The 4,410-nt window shown below is 24.9% G+C and carries 4 protein-coding genes and 1 pseudogene; 1 reads left to right on the top strand and 4 read right to left on the bottom strand.

What is annotated here, in order from left to right:
* The first annotated feature begins 58 nt into the window (after positions 1 to 58).
* Positions 59 to 1,120 carry a beta-1,4-N-acetylgalactosaminyltransferase gene (locus CAMP5082_RS08080; RefSeq protein WP_442863334.1) on the top strand — a complete coding sequence of 354 codons (1,062 nt, stop codon included), beginning with the start codon at positions 59 to 61 and terminating at the stop codon, positions 1,118 to 1,120.
* Here CAMP5082_RS08080 and CAMP5082_RS08075 read toward each other — a convergent pair.
* The 4 genes and pseudogenes from CAMP5082_RS08075 to CAMP5082_RS08060 all read right to left on the bottom strand — a co-directional run.
* Positions 1,092 to 1,991: a glycosyltransferase family 2 protein gene (locus CAMP5082_RS08075; protein WP_337206414.1), complete on the bottom strand. Its 900-nt coding sequence runs from the start codon at positions 1,989 to 1,991 to the stop codon at positions 1,092 to 1,094. The two genes, CAMP5082_RS08080 and CAMP5082_RS08075, sit on opposite strands and share 29 nt — an antisense overlap.
* The gene (locus tag CAMP5082_RS08070) at positions 1,988 to 2,842 is read right to left on the bottom strand and encodes a glycosyltransferase (protein ID WP_337206413.1); all 855 of its coding nucleotides are present in this window, start codon (positions 2,840 to 2,842) and stop codon (positions 1,988 to 1,990) included. Before CAMP5082_RS08070 ends, CAMP5082_RS08075 begins: the two co-directional genes overlap by 4 nt.
* The gene (locus CAMP5082_RS08065; RefSeq protein ID WP_263694544.1) at positions 2,839 to 3,819 is read right to left on the bottom strand and encodes a polysaccharide pyruvyl transferase family protein; all 981 of its coding nucleotides are present in this window, start codon (positions 3,817 to 3,819) and stop codon (positions 2,839 to 2,841) included. The genes CAMP5082_RS08070 and CAMP5082_RS08065 overlap by 4 nt, the downstream gene beginning before the upstream one ends.
* 53 nt (positions 3,820 to 3,872) lie before the next feature.
* Positions 3,873 to 4,410 (bottom strand): annotated as a pseudogene (locus CAMP5082_RS08060) (glycosyltransferase family 2 protein); the annotation flags it as partial.

Raw genomic sequence — 4,410 nt, 5'->3', positions numbered from 1 at the left:
TACACTTTCACATTCGTTGTTTTTTGTATTATATCAAAAAAAAGAAAAATAAAAGAGTATAAAAATGAGAGAAGTGATTATAAAAATATTTTTATTTTTTATACCTATAAGTTGTGTGAGAAAAAAAATAAGATTTTTTTTAGACAATAAGACCATTGTTTTACAAAAAGTAAACTCTATATTAAATGAAGATTTAGCAAATAAGATGATCTTATTTTCTAATGATTATTTTCTCGAGATTAACAGAACTATTTGTGGTATGAAAAAACATCAAGGTTTTTTTGATTTTGATTTAAATTCAAAAAATCCAAAATCTCCTTTAAATCCTTGGGCTTTTATAAGGGTAAAAAATGAAGCTATAACTCTAAGAGCTTCTTTGGAAAGTATATTGCCTGCTGTGCAAAGAGGTGTTATAGGGTATAATGATTGTACCGATGGAAGCGAGGAGATTATTTTAGAATTTTGCAAGCAATATCCTTCTTTTATACCAGTAAAATACCCTTATGAAGTACAAATTGAAAATCCACAAAGCGAAGAAAATAAACTTTATAGTTATTATAATTATGTTGCAAGTTTTATTCCTCAAGGAGAATGGCTTATAAAAATAGATGTGGATCATTACTATGATGCTAAAAAATTATATAAGAGTTTTTATATACCTAAAAAAGATTATCATGTGGTTAGTTATTCTAGAATAGATTTTGTATTTAACGATGGGAAATTTTATGTTTATCGGGATAAAGATGGAATGGTTTTAAGGGCCCCGGGAGATTGTTTATTGATACAAAATACTAATTTATTTTGGAGAGAAGTGCTGATTGAAGGAGATAGTTTCAATTGGAATATAGTTGATGTTAAATCAAAATTTACAAAATCTTATGAAGTCTTATCTTTTGAAAAGAAAGTTTTCTTTTATACAGAACTTAATAATTATCATTTTCCATTTATTAAAAGTTCTAGAAAAAAATATTACAATCAATTGACTTGGATTGGTTTGGATGAATTTATTAGGGATTATAAAGAAAAATTAAAAGATCAAATAGACTTTGAAATGCTAAAATATAAAGTATTAAAGCAAATATATGAAAAGCTTACATCTTTAGAAAGCGATAAAATTTAAATCGATTTTTCTTAAAAATAAGATTAATTTTAAAATAAATAGAATTTTGTTTACCTAGCGATAGTGTTTTTTCAATTAATAGGTAATAATCAATTAAAAACAGCAAAGACTGGTTAAAACTATAATTGTGTTGCATCTTTTTTAGAAGAGTTGTAACGCTATCTTGCTCTTGCATATTTGTTTTTATATTTTGTAATATCATAGTTCCGGTTATGGATGAATTATTTATTTGATAATTATATAAATTTTTACTCAGATGAAATATGGTATTTGAGATATTTATTAAAGGATAATATAATAAAACATCTTCAGCCATGTTAATTTTGATATTTTTTTCTAGTGGTATTAAGCTAAAAGCCTTAAGATATAACTCTTTTTTTATAACTTTTCCCCACATTGTCCAAAAGAGATTTTTAGTTTTTAATAGCTTCTTTAAAAAGTCTTTTTTTGTATAATATTTTTTTTGAAAATTTAACTTCCTTTCTATTTTACTATTGTTATTTAACACAAATGCATCAAAAAATATTAAATCTACTTTATTGTCTTTATCTAAAATTTTAATACATTCTTCACAAGCATTAAGTTCTAGATAATCATCAGGATCTAAAAATATAATATAAGGTGAAGTTGCTGCTTTAACACCTTCATATCTTGCTCTTAAAAGTTTTAAATTCTCTTCATTATGTATGATTTTTATTCTATTATCTTTGCTAGCATATTCTTTGGCTATATCTATACTTTTATCACTTCCACAATCATCTACTACAATGATTTCTATATCTTTAAAGCTTTGATTTATACAACTTTCTAATGCTCTAGATATATATTTTTCTACATTATAAGTTGGTAGTATGATGGAAATTTGACTCATGTAGGTTTCTTTTTAAATTTTTTAGATAATATTTGTATAAGATTTGTAAATTTATTTGAAATAGATGCGGGTTGATTGTGAAGTTGCATATATAATTTTTCTATTTCGTGTTTTTTTAAAAGTTGTCCATAAACTCCCATTTGATGAAAAGTGTTTTTCTCCATATTATTTAATCTCCACATTTCTGAAAATAAATGTAAGAAAGGTTGATTGGTGTCTATTGAAGTGTTGTTATCTAAAAAATTTTTCGCATTACACCATGAAATCTGGCAAGTTCTTTTATAATCCCAAGCAAAATTTTCTAAACCATATTTTTTTACATGATCTGCTAAAAACCAAGGACCTATAATACCCCATGGGATTTGTTTTCTTTTGTTGATAATTTTTTCTGCTTCTTGTATAAGATTTTTTCCAAAATCAGAATATTGAGGAAATTTTAAAAAAGATGTTGTAATCCTTGATTTTGTATTATCTTCATCTACTTCTTGTGTAAAGATGTATTCTTCGTTTAAATCAATATAGTTTAAACAAATCATATCAAGATCTACCCATACTCCTCCTTTAAGATAAAGTAAATTAAATCTAAAATAATCACTAAAAGCTGCTACACCAGCTCCTCTGTCATCCTTAAAATAATTTCTAAAAGAAACAATCTCATTTGCATCTTTTAATTCAAAATCATCAAATAATTCATCTAATTTTTTAAAAATTTCATCGTTAATATTATAAGTATAAAGAATAAATTTATATCCACTATCTATAAAAGATTTTATAGATAAAAGCTCCATTAAGCCTATACTTTTATATCCTTTTGGTGTATACCAAAAACTACTAATTTCCTGTTTTGTCATAAGTTTTTCCAATTTGTAATTTGATTTCTAATAAATAATAGTCTATTTTCATCAATACCCCCCCCCATAGCTTTTATTATAGTTAATTCTACATTTTCTAGCATGTATTGTTTTAGCTGTTCTATATCTATGGACTCAGGATTAAAATCTATTTTATCATTTTTTAAGTCTTCTATAGTGTAGATTTTTATAATTCCTTCTAGTGCTGAAAATCTACTCAGTTGTTCATTTGGATCATCACTAATTAATATTACAGGAATACCCATAGCAATGCAAGGCGAAGCGCAATGAAGCGCAGTTGTGATGATTAATTTAGCTTCGTTTTTGTATTTATCTAAAAATTCTTTAGCATTATCATAATATAATTTCCAATTATGCTTAAAGTCATCATAATTTCCAATTATATTTTTTTGATTAACCATAATTCCTTCTTGTTGAACTTTCTTTGGAAGTAGTTTTTTTATTTCTAAATCAACATTTACCAAAAAAACTTTATTTTGATTTGAGTTTTCTTCTCTTTTGGGTAAAGTGAGAGTTAGACATCTAGAGAAGTAAGCATTAAAACCATTGGATTTTAAAAAATTAAGTGTGTATAGATCTCGACACCCTATTTCGTGATTTTTTAGCAAAAAAGGGTAGCAAGATATAAAATTTTGAATATATTTATTAAAATGAGTACCAATGTAAATAGGTGTTATATTTCTATTTGGAATAAAAGCAATTGTATGCGAAAACCATCCTTGCATGATTGCAATGGAATTATTTGGGTAGTTATTTAAATCATCTCTGTTCCAATAAGTAAAATTGTAACTTTTGTGTTGCTTTAAAATTTCATGAGTTGCTATAGTTTGTATATAATCACCAAGATTTGCACTTCTTATTTCTTTAGTATAATAGTATTTGAATAAAACACATGATGAGCTCAATTCATGTTTTTTATCTTTTAAACTGTCATTTAAAATTTTATATTTTTCCATGTTTTTTTTGTATTTTACAAAAATATACGATAACAGAAAATAAAAATTATATTTTACGAAAATATGTATTCTATCAAGCATGATCTTTCAATCCTCTTTTTCAATCCTAAAATTTCTTTTTCTAAGATTTCTAATATTTTTTCATTAAAATGCTTATAAGGAAAAATATTAGCTAATTTTTTAATGTATTTTAAACTTTGCTTTTTATGCTCGTAATTTTGCCATAAAATTTCTTTATTTTTGTTTTCATATCTACCATTTTCATTAAACTCGTAATGATATATACATTCTTTTGACACAAAGAAACTTTCGCTTAGCATAAAATTTATATAGTTAAAAAGCACATCCTCCCCATAACAAAGTCTTTCTTTGAAATCAACATATTCAAAGCTTTTTAAAATCAAATCATTCTTATATACTTTTGCCCAAACACTCCAGCAAAAATGCTTTTGATTGAGTAAGAAATTTAAAAAATCATCTTTATTAAAAAACTCATTTTGTTTAAATCTATAAAATTTCTTAAATTTCACTCTATGTACATACGCATCAAACACTACCATATCTACATTTTTAATTTTTTCAAACCCAAGC

This window comes from Campylobacter sp. LMG 17559 (assembly GCF_024723605.1).
GTDB lineage: Bacteria > Campylobacterota > Campylobacteria > Campylobacterales > Campylobacteraceae > Campylobacter_D.
Note: the sequence above shows the minus strand (reverse complement) of the source record. Positions and strands in the feature narration are given on the sequence as shown.

Coding starts and splice junctions, on each gene's coding strand:
- CAMP5082_RS08075 (WP_337206414.1), bottom strand. CDS start 1,991: ATGAGTCAAATTTCCATCATACTACCAACTTATAATGTAGAAAAATAT.
- CAMP5082_RS08070 (WP_337206413.1), bottom strand. CDS start 2,842: ATGACAAAACAGGAAATTAGTAGTTTTTGGTATACACCAAAAGGATAT.
- CAMP5082_RS08065 (WP_263694544.1), bottom strand. CDS start 3,819: ATGGAAAAATATAAAATTTTAAATGACAGTTTAAAAGATAAAAAACAT.